At 66.7% G+C, this 14285-nt stretch carries 14 protein-coding genes; 11 read left to right on the plus strand and 3 right to left on the minus strand.

Annotated elements, in window-relative coordinates; genetic code table 11:
• Position 1: 1 nt before the first annotated feature.
• On the plus strand, positions 2-355 hold the full coding sequence (locus tag VLI63_RS10745; protein WP_409156853.1) for a hypothetical protein: 354 nt from the start codon (positions 2-4) through the stop codon (positions 353-355).
• On the opposite strand, the gene VLI63_RS10750 is transcribed toward VLI63_RS10745, so the two are convergent.
• Both VLI63_RS10750 and VLI63_RS10755 read right to left on the minus strand, forming a co-directional pair.
• Positions 352-861, minus strand: coding sequence for a GNAT family N-acetyltransferase (locus VLI63_RS10750; protein ID WP_409156854.1), 510 nt, complete (start codon positions 859-861; stop codon positions 352-354). The two genes, VLI63_RS10745 and VLI63_RS10750, sit on opposite strands and share 4 nt — an antisense overlap.
• A gap of 101 nt (positions 862-962) precedes the next feature.
• Positions 963-2372: an MFS transporter gene (locus VLI63_RS10755; protein ID WP_409156855.1), complete on the minus strand. Its 1410-nt coding sequence runs from the start codon at positions 2370-2372 to the stop codon at positions 963-965.
• Between the two features lie 108 nt (positions 2373-2480).
• Between VLI63_RS10755 and VLI63_RS10760 the strand changes: the two genes are divergently transcribed.
• Positions 2481-3440, plus strand: a complete 960-nt coding sequence (locus VLI63_RS10760; RefSeq protein WP_409156856.1) for a LysR family transcriptional regulator — start codon at positions 2481-2483, stop codon at positions 3438-3440.
• A 10-nt stretch (positions 3441-3450) separates the two neighbouring features.
• On the opposite strand, the gene VLI63_RS10765 is transcribed toward VLI63_RS10760, so the two are convergent.
• Positions 3451-4251: a 3-hydroxybutyrate dehydrogenase gene (locus tag VLI63_RS10765; protein ID WP_409156857.1), complete on the minus strand. Its 801-nt coding sequence runs from the start codon at positions 4249-4251 to the stop codon at positions 3451-3453.
• 267 nt (positions 4252-4518) lie between these two features.
• Here VLI63_RS10765 and VLI63_RS10770 point away from each other — a divergent pair, with 267 nt between their 5' ends.
• From VLI63_RS10770 to VLI63_RS10810, 9 genes are all read left to right on the plus strand, one after another.
• Positions 4519-5322: an IclR family transcriptional regulator gene (locus tag VLI63_RS10770; RefSeq protein WP_409156858.1), complete on the plus strand. Its 804-nt coding sequence runs from the start codon at positions 4519-4521 to the stop codon at positions 5320-5322.
• A gap of 112 nt (positions 5323-5434) precedes the next feature.
• Entirely contained in the window at positions 5435-6733 is a 1299-nt protein-coding gene (locus VLI63_RS10775; protein ID WP_409156859.1) for a cytochrome P450, read from the plus strand.
• The gene (locus VLI63_RS10780; protein ID WP_409156860.1) at positions 6730-7806 is read left to right on the plus strand and encodes a PEP/pyruvate-binding domain-containing protein; all 1077 of its coding nucleotides are present in this window, start codon (positions 6730-6732) and stop codon (positions 7804-7806) included. Before VLI63_RS10775 ends, VLI63_RS10780 begins: the two co-directional genes overlap by 4 nt.
• A 60-nt stretch (positions 7807-7866) precedes the next feature.
• A complete protein-coding gene (locus tag VLI63_RS10785) occupies positions 7867-9720 on the plus strand; it encodes a PEP-utilizing enzyme (protein ID WP_409156861.1) in 1854 nt (617 codons plus the stop codon).
• Entirely contained in the window at positions 9713-10480 is a 768-nt protein-coding gene (locus tag VLI63_RS10790) for an SDR family NAD(P)-dependent oxidoreductase (RefSeq protein WP_409156862.1), read from the plus strand. Before VLI63_RS10785 ends, VLI63_RS10790 begins: the two co-directional genes overlap by 8 nt.
• A gap of 12 nt (positions 10481-10492) precedes the next feature.
• Positions 10493-10813, plus strand: coding sequence for a 2Fe-2S iron-sulfur cluster-binding protein (locus VLI63_RS10795; RefSeq protein ID WP_409156863.1), 321 nt, complete (start codon positions 10493-10495; stop codon positions 10811-10813).
• Between the two features lie 5 nt (positions 10814-10818).
• Positions 10819-12102: an NAD(P)/FAD-dependent oxidoreductase gene (locus VLI63_RS10800; RefSeq protein ID WP_409156864.1), complete on the plus strand. Its 1284-nt coding sequence runs from the start codon at positions 10819-10821 to the stop codon at positions 12100-12102.
• A gap of 7 nt (positions 12103-12109) precedes the next feature.
• Complete coding sequence (locus tag VLI63_RS10805; protein WP_409156865.1) at positions 12110-12754, plus strand: HD domain-containing protein; 645 nt, start codon at positions 12110-12112, stop codon at positions 12752-12754.
• Positions 12754-14277 (plus strand): aldehyde dehydrogenase family protein, encoded by a 1524-nt coding sequence (locus VLI63_RS10810; RefSeq protein WP_409156866.1) that lies wholly within the window; start codon positions 12754-12756, stop codon positions 14275-14277. Before VLI63_RS10805 ends, VLI63_RS10810 begins: the two co-directional genes overlap by 1 nt.
• Positions 14278-14285: the final 8 nt, after the last annotated feature.

Raw genomic sequence — 14285 nt, forward strand, 5'->3', positions numbered from 1 at the left:
CATGCCCGCATCACGCGATCTCACCAAGCCGATCGCCGGCCTGGTCTTCGTGCTCGGCTGGGCCATCGGAATCACCCTGTGGTCGGTCTCCCACCTCGCCCCCAATGCCGAGACCGGTGCCTTCCTCGTCGACATCGGCATTCTTGCCGTCTCGGTCGGCTTCGCGGCGCCCTTCCTCAAGACCACCAACGGCTTGGTGGCCGCCGTGATCCTCGCCCTCATCGGCATCGCGCTCTTCGCCTTCGGCGACTTCGTCCACGTGACCGTGATCACCTACCTGCTTCGCCTTCTCGCCCCGCTGCTCGCCGTGCTGACGCCGGTCTACAAGCTGCTCGACTTCCGCATCTTCGCCTAGGCGGTCCCCGGCGGCTTCCGTTCCGCGTCCCGGAAACCGAGCCGCTCGTAGATCCGTTCCGCGGGGTTTCCCACCGTCACGCCGAGGCTGAGGGCGGTCTCCCCCTCGTCCCGGAGAGCGGTTGCGACATCCGCCACCAGGGTGGTCGCGAGCCCGCGGCGCGTGTCGCGGTGACTCGTGAAGGTGAACGACACGAACGGGATCCTGGAGAGACGGGTGCAGATGATGGCGGCGCAGGGTGATCCGTCGTCCCGAACCACCTCGAGCCAGTGCTGCCGGAGGGGCTCCCCGTACTCCCCCGCCGCTGCGACCGAGAGCTCCCGGAGCGCGTCGTCGACGGTGTCGTCTTCGAAGTCGATGGTTGCGGTGTAGGCCTCCACCATGAGTTCCGCGATCGACGGGAACCGCTCATCCGTGATCACCCGCGTGGCGACCGGTGTCCGTGGAGGTGGGCGCAAAGAATCCAGGTCGAGGCGGAGGTACCGGCGCGGAGGCGATTCACCCATGCCGACACTGTAGGCCGCACGACGCGCGAGTTGCACCCTTCTGCGGGTCGGACCGTGGTCCAGGTCGCCGAAGAGTGCAACTCACGCTGGAGGCGAGGGTGTCAGCGACCCCCGGCCGGAACGAGACCGTGCTTGCGGGCATCCGCCGAGTCCACGTCGCGCAGCGACACCCCGCGGGTCTCCCGCAGTGTGAGCACCGTCGCGGCGGTGATCACGCAGGCGATCACGATGTAGATGGCCACCGGCAGCCAGGACTTGTACTGCTGGAGCAGCGCCGAGGCGATGATGGGAGCGAGCGACCCGGCCAGGATCGAGGTGACCTGGTAGCCGAGGGAGACCCCGGAATAGCGCATCCGGGTCGGAAACATCTCAGACATGATCGCGGGCTGGCCGGCGTACATGAACGCGTGGAAGATCAGCCCGATCGTGATGGCGACGACGATGACCACGGGGTTCAGCGTGTCGAACATCGGGAAGGCGAAGAATGCCCAGGTGGCCCCGAGTACCGCGCCGATGAGGTAGATCGGCTTGCGTCCGAAGCGATCGGAGAGCCGACCGACCTGCGGGATCACCAGGAAGTGCACGACGTGCGCGATCAACAGGGCGAGCAGCAGCTGGCTGGTGTTGTACTGGTGCACCGTCACGAGGTACACGATCGAGAAGCTCACGATGATGTAGTACAGGATGTTCTCCGCGAACCGGAGCCCCATCGCCTGGAGCACGCCACGCGGGTACTTCTTGAGCACCTCGGTCACCCCATAGCTGACGGCCTTCTCGGCCTCCACCTGGGCGCGGGCCTCGAGGAAGATCGGCGCCTCGTTGACGTGCGAGCGGATGTAGTACCCGATCACCACGATCACGGCCGAGAGCCAGAAAGCGACTCGCCAACCCCAGCTGAGGAACTGGTCGTTCGGCAGGATCCACGACATCGTGAGCAGCACCAGCGTCGCAAGCAGGTTGCCGACCGGCACCGCCGCCTGCGGCCAGCTCGACCAGAATCCGCGTGCCTTGTCGGGGCTGTGCTCGGCGACCAACAGCACGGCACCGCCCCACTCGCCGCCGACGGCGAAGCCCTGGATGAACCGCAGCGCGACCAGGAGCGCCGGCGCCCAGTAGCCGATGGTGTTGTAGCCCGGCAGGCAGCCCATCAGGAAGGTGGCGACACCCACGAGGATGATCGTCACCTGCAGCGTGTGCTTGCGGCCGAGGCGGTCACCGATCTGACCGAAGACGATCCCGCCGATCGGGCGAGCGACGAAACCGACGGCGTAGGTGAGGAACGCCGCGATGATGCCGTCGAGCTGGGTGCCCGCGTTCGGGAAGAAGAAGGTGCCGAAGACCAGGCTCGCGGCGGTCGCATAGAGGAAGAACTCGTACCACTCCACGACAGTTCCCGCCATGGACGCGGCCACGATCTTGCGAAGTCCCGAGGTGCTGGTCACGGCACCCGCCGAACCTTCCCCTGCGGCTCCCCCGCTCTCGGCCGTTCCGACGCTTCTGCTGACGTTCATGTCGCTCTCCTCCAGTGTCGTCTCTGACACCTGTCGATGGGACCGCGCGTTCTTGACGGCGAGCGGTCGGGGCTTCACTGAGTATTGCTGCAGACCCGTCGTGCCTCAATGACCACTTGCGCACATTTTATGTGCATACTTGCAGATGTGCTCGAGCCTGCCGCGACATCCGCCAATCCCGATGACCTTCTCGTGCTGCTCGCCGTCTCGCGTACGGGGCGATTCACCTCTGCCGCAGACAGCCTCGGCCTCAACCACACCACAGTCTCGCGGCGCATCGCCGCGCTCGAGACGACGCTCTCCGGTCGGGTGCTCTCTCGCACCGTGGGGGGCTGGGAACTGACCGAGCTGGGTCGGCGAGCAGTGCGTGCCGCAGAAGACGTGGAAGCGGCGATCGCGGGGCTCGGCAGCACCGGAGAAGACGCCCGCCAGCTCAGCGGCGTGGTGCGGATGTCGGCCACCGATGGTTTCAGTGCCTACATCGCCACACCGGCCATCACCGCGCTGCAGCGGCAGCATCCGAATCTGAGCGTGGAGATCCTCACGGTGACCCGCCGGGCGATGCAGCACCGCTCCGGGCTCGATATCGAGGTCGTGGTCGGCGCGCCGCAGGTGCACCGGGCCGAAGCGGTGAAGCTCGGCGAATACGTTCTCGGCATGTATGCCTCACGCGACTACCTCGACCGCGTCGGCACCCCGGCGGATGCCGCGGAGCTGATGACCCATCCGCTCGTCTATTTCGTCGATTCGATGCTGCAGGTGGACGACCTCGATGCCCCGCGCCGCCTCGTGCCGACGATGCGCGATTCGATCAGTTCCACGAACGTCTTCGTGCATGTGGAGGCGACGCGCGCCGGTTCGGGCATCGGCTTCCTGCCGTGCTTCATGGCCGACCGTCATCCCGACCTGGTGAGACTGCTGCCCGACCAGTTCGCGGAACAACTCCCCTACTGGATGGTGCTGCGCAGCGAATCACTGCGCCAGCCGGCGGTCGCAGCCGTGGCCGACGCCCTTCGGGATCGCACGGTTGCCTCCGAGGCCGAACTGCTCGGTCTCGCCAGTCGCTGAGGCCGCGAGCTCAGCGAGCCGACCATCCGCCGTCCATGGTGTAGCTGGCGCCGGTGACCATCGCCGCCTCCCGCGAGGCGAGCCAGGCGACGAGGGATGCCACCTCTTCCGGCTCCACCAGACGCTTGATCGCGCTCTCGGTGAGCATGATGCGGCTCAGCACCTCGGATTCGGGGATGCCGTGCACCGCCGCCTGCTCCGCGAGCTGTTTCTCCACCAGCGGCGTGCGCACGTATCCCGGCGCGACACAATTGCTGGTGACGCCGTGTTCTCCCCCCTCGAGGGCGGTGACCTTCGAGAGACCCTCGAGGCCGTGTTTGGCCGCGACGTAGGCGCTCTTGAATGCCGAGGCGCGGATGCCGTGCACCGACGACACATTGATGATGCGACCGAAGCCGCGCGCGTACATACCCGGAAGCGCGGCACGGATCAGGAGGAACGGAGCCTCGAGCATGAGCCCGAGGATGCGATGGAAGTCGGCCGGATCGAACTCCTCGATCGGACTGACCCGCTGGATGCCCGCGTTGTTCACGAGGATGTCGACGCCCGCGAGCGGAGTGGCGAGCGCTTCATCGGTGAGGGATTCCGCGTCGAGGAGGTCCACGGCCCAGGCGGAGCCGCCGATCTCGGCGGCGAGCGCTGCCGCGCCGGTGGCATCGACGTCCGCGACCACGACGTGGGCACCGCGTGCCGCGAGTGCGCGGGCCGAGGCCGCTCCGATGCCGCTCGCGCCGCCGGTGACGAGCGCTCGCAACCCGGCAAGGGAACCGCCGTCAGGAGAAACGGCCTGGGGCACTGTTGAGCTGTTCATCGATTCTCTTTCCTGGCGGCGCTGGAGGAATGCCGAGACCGAAGACCCGACCTACTGAGTATTCCTGCACGCAAATATCGGGTCAACGGCTCTTTTCGCACTTGCATTGTGCGAATTCGCACCGATTGGTGGACGCCGTAGCACCCACAAATCACCGCGGCGCGTGACCTTGGTCCCCCGGCACCCGTTCATCCGGTGAGACACTTCTCACACAGTGCGGTGAGCGGCGCCGACGCTGTCGGTGGTTCCGGGCGTGAGGAGCGCGGCATGGCAGGCGGCACGACCACTCCGGGGCAATCGGTCACGTCCCGCATCCTGAGCATCCTCGCGGTGTTCGAGGACAGCCCCGCCCCTCGGTCCCTGAGCGAGATCAGCACGGCGAGCGGCCTGCCCCACAGCACCACCCATCGACTCCTCGGCGAGCTCGAGGAGTGGGGAGCCGTGCAGAAGGATGCACGCGGCCGGTACCAGATCGGCCTGCGGCTGTGGGAGCTCGGCCAGCACGCCGGCCGGCAACTGCGCGATGTGGCTCGCCCCTTTCTCCAGGACCTCTTCGGACTCACGCGGGAGACCGTGCACATCGCCATCCGTGACGGAGCCGAAGTGCTCTACATCGACCGGGTCTACGGCACCCGGAGGGTTCCCCAGGCCTCCCGGGTGGGCGGGCGCCTCCCGATGCATGCCACCGCCGTCGGGCGGGCGATGCTCGCCTTCGAGGAGGACTGGGTGCGTGACGCCGTGCTCGTGAGCGACCTCGCGCAGCGCACGGAGTTCACCAAGACCGATCCCGCCCTGATCGGCAAGGACCTGGAGCGGATCCGCGCCCAGGGATTCGCCATCGCGTCTGAGGAGGTGCGTCTCGGATCGTGCTCGATCGCTGTTCCGGTCTTCGACGGCGAGGGGCATGTCGTCGCCGCCCTCGGCATGGTGCTCCCGACCTCTCGCGCACACCAGCTCGAGCACAATCTGCCCATCCTGCTGGGCACCGCCGAGCGGATCCAATCCGGGATCGCCCGAGTTCCCGCCTCCACGCTTCGCAACGAGGTGCTTCACCGCCGACCCGCGAGGTAGTCGTTCGCGCAGTTCGAGTCCATCCAGTGGACACATCCCGCTCGCTCGACCGACCGACGACGTTAGATGGTGCCAACTCCACGAAGGTGTGGAACCCAAGAAGGAGCTCGACGTGAACGCTCAGACCACCGCCTCTTCCCCGGTCGTCGCCGCCTCCACCGGCGGATGCCCGGTGCCCAGTGCGCGCACGGACCACCACGGATACGAGCCGTTCGTCATGAACGATCCCTTTCCCTCCTACGCCGAGTTGCGCGCCGAGGAACCCGTCATGTTCGACGAGCGCATCGGGTACTACGTGGTCTCGCGGTACGAGGACATCAAGGCCGTCTTCGCCGACTGGCAGACCTTCAGCAGCGAGAACGCCCAGGCCCCGGTTCGGCCGCGCAGCGCAGAAGCCGTGCGCATCATGAACGAGGGCGGGTTCACGGCGTACTCCGGACTGTCCGCCCGCGTCCCCCCGGAGCACACTCGCATGCGCGCGATCGTGCAGAAGGAATTCAGCCCCCGCCGCTTCAAGGCACTCGAGCCGGTCATCCGCGAGAACACTGCTCGGCTGCTCCAGCAGATGCTCGCTAACCCGGATGCCCGCGGCGACTTCCTCGCGGACGTCGCGGTGGACATCCCCACCATCACGATCCTCGGACTCCTCGGGGTCGGCCCCCAGATGGTGCCTACCTACAAGAAGTGGTCGGACTCACGAGCGGCGATGACCTGGGGCGATCTCTCCGACGACGAACAGATCCCGCACGCCCATAACCTCGTGGACTACTGGAACGAATGCCTGCGACTGGTGTCGGACGCCCATGAGAACGGTGGAGACAACCTCGTGGCAGACCTCGTGCGTGCCCAGCTCGAGGGGGCGGAGATCAGCGATCACGAGATCGCGTCGGTCTGTTACAGCCTGCTGTTCGCGGGCCACGAGACCACCACCACGCTGATCTCCAACACGATCCGACTGCTGCTGAGCTATCCGGACCAGTGGCAGAAGCTCGTCGACGACCCGACCCGCATTCCCGGTGCCATCGACGAGACTCTGCGCTTCAGCCCGTCGATCGTCGGCTGGCGCCGGAAGGCTCTCGTCGACACCGAGATCGCCGGCACCCCCATTCCCCGCGGCGCGGACATCCTGCTGCTGATGGGGTCAGCCAACCGCGACTCGACCATCTTCGAGGAGCCGGAGGTGTTCGACGTGAGCCGCCCGAATGCCCGCGTGCACCTCGCCTTCGGATTCGGCATCCACTACTGCCTCGGCAATATCCTCGCAAAGCTGCAGGACCGGATCGTGATCGAGGAGACGATCACAGCCGTTCCCACCCTCCGACTCGTCGACGGGGAGAAGATCACCTTCGGAGAGAACCTGTCATTCCGCGCACCGACGTCGGTGCCCGTCCGCTGGGAGTTCGAAAAATGAGTCACCCATTCATCCAGTTCTTCGACGACGACACCCCGCCGGAGCACGCGCTCCTCGGCGGCAAGTGCGCGTCACTCGTCGCCCTGACCGCAGCCGGCATGCCGGTGCCGCCCGGATTCGCCATCACGACCGCCGCCTATGACGCGTTCATCGCCGAGGCCGGCATCGCCGACGACATCCACTCCCTCCTCCTCAGCCTCGATGCGGACGACATCGATGCCGTCGATCGGGTGTCGGAGAGGCTGCGGTCGGAGATCACGTCCCGCCCGGTGCCGAAGGAACTGTTTGCGGCAACCGTCGAGGCCTATGCGGCACTCCAGTCCCGGTTCGACAGCCCCGTCCCCGTGGCCGTTCGCTCGTCGGCGACGGCGGAGGATCTTCCGGAGGCCAGCTTCGCCGGGCAGCAAGACACCTACCTCTGGCTCACGAGCCTCTCGGAGGTGACCGAGCACATCCGCCGGTGCTGGGCCTCCCTGTACACCTCACGCGCAATCATCTACCGCCTGAAGAACAAGATCCCGAACGAGGGACTGTCGATGGCCGTCGCCGTGCAGAAGATGGTGAACGCGAGGGTGGCCGGCGTGGCCATCACGATGGACCCCACAACGGGTGACCGATCGAAGATCGTCATCGAAGCCTCCTACGGACTCGGTGAGCTCGTCGTCTCCGGCCAGGTGACACCCGACAACATCATGGTCGACAAGGTCATGCTCATGGTCGTCAGACAGACCCTGGGTGACAAGCACGCCGAACTCGTTCCGGATGTCGGTGCTCGAGCCCTCGTCGAGATGGAGGTGACCGGACCGCGCAGAAACGAGTTCTGCATCGACGGCGCCGAAATCACCGCGATTGCAGCGATCGCGAAGAGGGCCGAGCGGCACTTCAAGGCGCCCCAGGACATCGAATGGGCGCTCGACCGGGACCTCCCGGCCGGCGAGAACCTGCTGTTGCTCCAGTCCCGGCCCGAGACCGTGTTCTCGACGACCGACAGCGGAACGATCACCATCGCCTCTGCCGGATTCGGTATCGAGAGCATCACCAAATCACTCCTGTCACAGGCCGCCCGGGCCTAAGACGCACCACCAAGAGACGCACCACCAAGAGACGCACCACCAACAGAACGGTTGCCTGACATGACAGAGAAGTCATTCCCGAGTCCCTACGCCCTCGAGCCCGCAGAGTGCGGCGAGGGGTGGAAGGATCTCTACGCCTACAACCTCGTCTTCCAGGAGAATCGACGCGAGGTCGAGGAGAGCAAATTCTGGTTCTGCGACAGCCAGCACTGGCCGACCGTGACGAAGCCCTTCGAGACGATCGGGTTCGAGTTCGCCGTGTCCTGTCTCGGCCAGTACAACTCGCGCCACCTGCTCATCCCGCCAGCCAACGGCATCGAGTTCCGCATCCACAACGGCTACGTCTTCATGTCCCCGGTCGGCGTCGCCCCCGACGAGATCGCGGCACGGGTGCCCCAGTTCATGCAGCGCGCCGGCCACTACTTCCAGAACTGGGACACCCTGCTCGAGCGTTGGAAGGGCAAGATCCACTCGACGATCGAGGAGCTCAACGCCCTGAGCTTCGAGGCGCTGCCGGATGCCGTCGACATCGACGACGTGCTATCGGGAAAGGGCACCGGCCCGAACGACGACCTCATGAACACCTTCGACAAGCTCATCTCTCTCGCCTACCGCGCCTGGCAGTACCACTTCGAATTCCTGAACCTCGGCTACGTCGCCTACCTCGACTTCTTCACCTACTGCACAGAGGTGTTCCCCGGCATCCCGGACCAGGCCGTCGCGAAAATGGTGCAGGGAGTGGACATGGAGCTGTTCCGACCGGATGACGAGCTCAAGAAGCTGGCGAAGCTCGCTATCGAACTCGACCTGACCGGCCACTTCGGCAACACGGCCGACCCGGGCGCGACCCTTGCCGCGATCGGAGCGGCGACCGGTGGGTCAGCGTGGCTCGCCGCGTGGGAGGAAGCCAAGGACCCGTGGTTCAACTTCACGGTCGGCAACGGTTTCTACGCCCACGACAAGTACTGGATGGACTACCTCGAGCTTCCGCTCGGATACATCGGCGACTACATCTCCCGGCTCGAAGTCGGCGAGAACATCGACCGACCCGTCGCCGAACTCATCGTTGAGCGCGACCGCATCACCGAGGAGTACTCCGAACTGCTCTCGCCAGAGCAGCTCGAAGCGTTCCAGGGCAAGCTCGGCCTCGCCAGGCAGGTCTATCCCTACGTGGAGAACCACAACTTCTACATCGAGCACTGGACGATGGGCGTGTTCTGGCGAAAGGCGCGGCAGCTGTCGAACATGCTGCACGAGCAGGGCTTCTGGGCGAACCCGAACGACATGTTCTACCTGCGCCGGGACGAGGTTCGTGAGGCACTCTTCGACTACGTCACCGGGTGGGCTGTCGGCGCCCCGGCCATCGGCCCGGACTACTGGCCGGCGGAGATCGCTCGCCGTGCGGTGATCATCGACGCCCTGTCCCAGCAGCGCCCGCAGCCCGCTCTCAACACCCCGCCCGCCGTCATCACCGAGCCGTTCACCCTGATGCTGTGGGGCATCACTTCCGACCAGATCGCGAACTGGTTGGGCGACTCGGATGCTCCGGAGGGCGAGTTCCGCGGAATGGCCGCCTCGAGCGGCATCGCGGAGGGACCGGCCAGGGTCATCAGCAGCTCCGACCAGCTCTCGGAGGTGCAGGTGGGCGACATCCTCGTTGCTCCCGTCACCGCACCGTCGTGGGGTCCGATCTTCGGCAAGATCAGGGCTACCGTCACGGACATCGGCGGCATGATGAGCCACGCCGCGATCGTCTGCCGCGAGTACGGCATGCCGGCGGTGACCGGAACCGGCACGGCCTCCGCCGAGATCACGACGGGACAGTGGCTCCGCGTCGATGGCAACACCGGAAGGGTCACGATCATCGACGCCCCGGTGGTCGCCGAGCCCGCCCTCGCAAGCAGCCATGCCTGACGCGGGCACGGCCGCGACCACCGAACGGACGGTGCTCGTCACCGGTGCGGCCGGTGGCCTCGGCCGTGCCTTCGCCCTCGCCTTCGCTGGGCAGGGCTCCCGGGTCGTGGTCGCCGATGTCAATCTCGAGGGCGCTGCGGAGACGGCGGCCCTCATCGAATCTGCCGGTGGACGAGCGCTCGCGATCGCCGTGGACGTGACCTCCCTGCAGTCGGTGTCGACAATGGCGACGGCGGCAGCGGAGTTCGGAGGCGGGCACCTCGAGGTGATCGTCAACAACGCCGCGATCTACGCGACGATCACACGCTCCCCCTTCACCGAGATCGACCCGGCGGAGTGGGATCGGGTGATGGCCGTCAACCTCAAGGGCCCCTGGCTGGTGACCCGAGCGTGCTCACCGCACCTCTCGGAGGGCGCCCGCGTGATCAACCTCTCCTCGGCCACCGTCATGAGCGGATCGGCCCACTGGGCGCACTACGTGGCATCGAAGGGGGGCGTGATCGCCCTCACCCGGGTGCTCGCGAAAGAGCTCGGCGCACGCTCCATCACGGTCAACGCGATCGCCCCGGGGTTCACGCTCACCGAAGCGAGTTACGGACTCATGGAGGATGCGGAGAGCTATGGGGTCGACCGCGGAGCGATCCGTCGTTCGAGCGAACCCGACGACATCGTGGGAACGGCCCTGTTTCTGGCCGGCCCCGACAGCGCCTACATCACCGGCCAGACCATCGTGGTCGACGGCGGCCGGCAGTTCATCTAGGAGACCCCGAAAATGCCCACCATCACCTACATCGCCCAGGACGACAGCGAGGTCACCCTCGACGCCCAACCCGGGGACTCCGTCATGGAGACCGCCGTTCGTAACGGCGTGCCGGGGATCGTCGCCGAGTGCGGAGGAAGTCTCTCCTGCGCGACCTGCCACGTGTTCCTGTGCGAGGAAAGCATGGGCGCATTCCCTCCCATGCAGGACCTCGAAGACGACATGCTCGACGGCACGGCAGTCGACCGTCAGGAGAATTCCCGTCTCTCGTGCCAACTGTCGCTGAGCGACGGCGTCGTCGTACGGGTGCGCACGCCGGAAACACAGGTGTGACCGCCATGTCCGACTTTCCCTCCGTGGAGCGCCGCGGCACTCTCATCATCGGCAACTGCCAGGCCGGGGTGCAGCTCGCTTCGAGCCTCCGCGAGCTCGGTGACACCGATCCGATCGTGCTCCTCGGCGAGGAGGCGCATCCGCCCTACCAGCGCCCACCCCTCTCGAAGGCATTCCTGAAGGGGGAGGCGACGGCGGAGTCACTCACCTTTCGCACTCCCGACTTCTACGCCGACCATCACATCGACATCGTGACGGGTGAACAGATCGTGCACATCTCGCGAGATGCGCGGGGCGGCGAAGCCATTGCGGCATCCGGACGGATCTTCGGCTTCGCGCGGCTTGCGCTCACGGTCGGCGCGAGCCCGCGCCGCATCCCGCTCGACGGCTCGGACCTCGGCGGTGTCACCTACCTGCGGGATCTCGAGGATGCGGCGGCCCTCGAGCGGAGCCTCCGCACCGCGAAGAACGTCGTGGTGATCGGCGGCGGATTCATCGGCCTCGAAGTCGCGGCCGGTGCACGCGCCTCTGGCAAGACCGTGACCGTGCTCGAAGCGGCCCCCCGGTTGATCGGGCGAGCCGTCTCCGAAGCCACCAGCGAGTTCTACCTGCGGGCCCATCGCCGGCGCGGCACGACCGTCGTGCTCGATGCACGGGTCACCCGGATCGCGGGGGCGAACGGCTCGGTCACCGGCGTCGAACTCGGCGACGGGTCGATCGTGCCGGCTGATCTCGTGCTGATCGGCGTTGGCGTCGTGCCGCGTACCGAACTCGCGGAGCAGCTCGGTCTCTCCATCGACAACGGCATCGTCGTCGACTCCCACGCGAGAACCTCCGACGGGCTGACCGTGGCCGCCGGAGACTGTGCGAACATGCCGAACCCCTCGATCACCGACTTCGGAAACGGCCGGGTGCGTCTCGAGAGCGTGCAGAACTCGGTGGAGCAGGCCAAGGTGGCTGCGGCCACCCTACTGGGCCTCGATGCCGAGCACCGGACCGTTCCCTGGTTCTGGTCCGATCAGGCCGACCTGAAGCTGCAGATCGCCGGCCTCTCGACGGGACACGACCAGGTCGTCCTGCGCGGCGACCCCGATTCCGAGAAGTTCTCCGTGCTCTACTACCGCGACGGCGAGATCATCGCCGCGGACTGCATCAACTGCCCGTTGGATTTCATCACGGTGCGACAGGCCCTCCACACGGGCCAGGCGATCCCGGCCGGGCTCGTGACCGACACCTCCGTCTCCCTCAAAAAGCTCCTCGCTGCCGAGCCAGCGCTAGAAAGAAAGTGAGAGCGTCGTGACGCTTCAGACCCAACATCCGGTGGATACCTCCCCCATCGCCATCGCGGCCGACTCCGCCTCCGACCTGGACGGGCTGTGGCGAGCGGTCGAGGTCGAGATGCAGACCAGGGGGAATAACATCCACATCCCCATCTCGTTCGCTTTTGCCGAGAGGCTCTGCGATTCCTACCCGGAGGCAGACTCCCTCGTCGTGCGCGTGGCCATCCTGCTGCACGACACGGGCTGGGCACGGGTCGACGAGACGAAGATCATCTCGGAGGGGTTCGGCAAGGACTGGCGCCGCGCGCAGATCCGCTTCGAACATGAGATCAAGGGCTGCGAGATCGCGCGGGAGGTGTTGCCCGGGCTCGGTTTCGACGCCGAGTTCATCGCGAGGGTGACCGACATCATCGACGGCCATGACACCCGGGCCGAGTCGTACTCGATCGAGGATTCGCTCGTGCGCGACGCGGACCGGCTGTGGAGATTCACCCCGGCGGGCATCGCTCTCGCGTCGAGCTGGTTCGGCCAGGTTCCCTCGGCCTACTGCCAGCGCCTGCGAACGGACATCATCCCGGAGCTGATCACCTCCGCGGCGCTCGAGATGGCGCTGACCGAACTCGAGCGCGCGGAAGCGCTGCTCCGGACGTCGCTGATCTGATGCGCACCCGCCTTGTCGACCAGCCATCCCCGCTCGCCGGCGGAGCACCCGAGCTGCCGTACACGCACACCGACGACCTGTTCATCGACGGGGGATGGAAGCGGTCCGATGGATCCGGTCGCACGGCCGTGACGAACCCCGCCACCGGAGAGGTGTGGGGATCGGTACCCCAGGCCACCGCGGCGGACCTCGATCGCGCGGTCTCCGCGGCGCACCGCGCCTTCGTCGGCACGGGATGGCGCGATGTCACGCCCTCCACCAGGGCGGCCATCCTGCTGCGCTTCGCCGACGAGATCGAGAAGCGTTCCAAGCCCCTCTCGCACACCAATACCTTCGAGAACGGTTCGCCGGTGGCGGAGACCTCTCGGGCGGCGGCGAATGCCGCGAGCATCTTCCGCTACTACGCCGGACTCGCGAACCACCTGGCCGCGACGGACATCCGACCGTTCCCGGATGGCTCCGCCGAAACCGTGGTCTTCAGAGAACCCATCGGCGTCTGCGCCCTCATCGCACCCTGGAATTTCCCGATCAACCTCGTCGTCGCGAAATTGGCACCGGCGCTGATGGCCGGATGCACCGTGGTGATCAAGCCGGCGTCGGCGACTCCCCTGTCGATCCGGTTCATCGCGGATGCCGCGGCAGCAGCCGGGCTCCCCTCCGGAGTGCTCAATGTGATCACCGGGCCGAGCGCGATCGGTGACGCGCTGGTGCGACATCCGCTGGTCTCCAAGGTGGCTTTCACCGGGTCCACGCCGGTCGGGCGCTCCATCGCCGCCACCTGCGGAGAGCTGCTGAGACCCGTCACGCTGGAACTGGGAGGCAAGTCGAGCGCGCTCCTGCTGCCCGATGTCGACCTGGATGCCCTCTCCCGCGTGCTCATCCGTACGTGCATGCGTAACACCGGACAGACCTGCTACATCTCCACCCGGATGCTCGTGCCCGCCGAGCGCTACGCCGAGGCCGTCGACATGGTCACGGCGACCATCGCGGCCGCCCCGCAGGGCGATCCGCTCGACCCGGCAACGGTGTTCGGGCCGTCGGCGACCTCCGCCCAGCGTGACACCGTTGTGAGCTACATCCGCTCGGGGATCGCCGAGGGCGCACGGCCCACCACGGGCGGTGACGTGCCGCCCCCGTTCGATCGCGGTTTCTGGGTGACTCCGACCGTCTTCGCCGACGTGACACCGGACATGCGCATCGCCAGGGAGGAGATCTTCGGGCCGGTGCTGTCGATCCTCAGGTACTCGTCGATAGACGAAGCGGTGACGATCGCCAATGACACGAGCTTCGGTCTCGGGGGCACAATCTTCTCGACCGATGACGATGCGGCTCTCGCCCTGGCCGGCCGGCTGGACACCGGTTCCGTCGGAATCAACTTCTTCGCCTCGAATCACGCGGCACCATTCGCGGGCCGACACGACTCGGGCCTTGGCACCGAGTTCGGGCCGGAAGGCCTGGCCGCCTACCTCCAGACCAAGTCGGTTCATCGCCGAATCGCGACGGCACCAGCGAGCCGGGGCTGACTGCGCCA

Origin of the sequence: Lacisediminihabitans sp. H27-G8, from assembly GCF_046156175.1 — a bacterium.
GTDB lineage: Bacteria > Actinomycetota > Actinomycetes > Actinomycetales > Microbacteriaceae > Lacisediminihabitans.